The sequence below is a fragment of the Mesorhizobium helmanticense genome (genome assembly GCF_003034915.1).
Taxonomy (GTDB): domain Bacteria; phylum Pseudomonadota; class Alphaproteobacteria; order Rhizobiales; family Rhizobiaceae; genus Mesorhizobium; species Mesorhizobium helmanticense.
Genome location: NZ_PZJX01000111.1, coordinates 1 through 1,147 on the forward strand (window position 1 = coordinate 1; position 1,147 = coordinate 1,147).

A 1,147-nucleotide genomic window follows, 5' to 3' on the forward strand; every position below is an offset into this window, starting at 1 on the left:
CAAGATGTGGTTCAGATGTCCCCTTGGCTCTGCTGCGAGGTCTGCTCGTCCCTGGGGTTGATGAAACTGTCGACCATGATCGCCAGCAGAAGGATCAGGCTCTTGATCAGGTTTTGCGTGGTGTAGGTGATGTCGAGGATGGTCATGCCGTTCAGCAGCACGCCGACGAGCAGTGTTCCGACCAGCACGTTGCGCACGCCACCACGGCCGCCGCTCAGGCTTATGCCGCCCAGCACCACGACGAGCAGGACGTCGTAGATCATGGTAGAGTTGTAGAGCCGCGTGCTCATGCCGGACACCGCCGCCGCCATGACGACACCGGCGAGGAAGGCGATCAGCGAACTCACGACGTACTGCGCCACGATCAGCGGCCGCAGCGGCAGACCGGTGATGCGGGCCGCCAGCGGGTTGTCGCCCGCCGCATAGACAAACCGGCCAAAACGGGTGCGCAGCAAAAGCAGCGCAATCAGCGCCGCAAGCACGGCAAAGGCGATGATCGGCATCGGCAGGCCAAACAACAAACCACGGCCGAGAAAGTCGAACCAGGAGATGCCGACAGGGGTGTTCTGCACGTCGATCTGAAACAGGAAGGCGCGCCCGGAGCCATAGGCGACAAGGCCCATGGCGAGCGTCGTGAATATCGCCGGAATGTCAGCGTAGGCGACCAGGATGCCGCTCGCCAGACCGATGGCAAGCGCGAGCAGGACGCCATACGCCAGCGCGGTGTCAAATGGCGTACCGGTCTGCGCCATGGACAAGACCCACGACAGGGAGACCACCATCGTGGCCACCATTGCGAGGTCTATTCCCCGGCCGATCACGACCAGCCCCATGCCGAGGCCGAGGATGCCGAGGATCGAGACGCTGCGCACCAGCGCAATGAGGTTGCCGGCGGTCAGGAAATTGTTCAGCGTGACCGCGAATACCGCGAACATCGCAACGGCCAGTGCGAACACCACGCCCTCTTGCGACAATCGCGCCTTCCCCATCTTTCGGACCTCCCAGACCGGCCGATATCGATCCGCGGACGCGGACCCGCGCGATCGGCATCGAGCTGGAACGAACATCCCTTTTTTGGAGAACCCGAGACAGACCCGTCGGTGGAATATCAGTTATGTTGGCTACCGGCTCTATCGCGAAGAACGGC

General features: G+C 62.5%; 1 protein-coding gene. It reads right to left on the reverse strand.

The genetic code is table 11. The annotated features are described in order from the left end of the window. Nucleotides 1-11: 11 nt before the first annotated feature. On the reverse strand, nucleotides 12-989 hold the full coding sequence (locus tag C9427_RS33540; RefSeq protein WP_107653187.1) for an ABC transporter permease: 978 nt from the start codon (nucleotides 987-989) through the stop codon (nucleotides 12-14). Between the last annotated feature and the right edge of the window lie 158 nt (nucleotides 990-1,147).

Bases quoted from the DNA above. Each gene is read 5' to 3' on its own strand.
- C9427_RS33540 (WP_107653187.1), bottom strand. From the start codon at position 989: ATGGGGAAGGCGCGATTGTCGCAAGAGGGCGTGGTGTTCGCACTGGCC.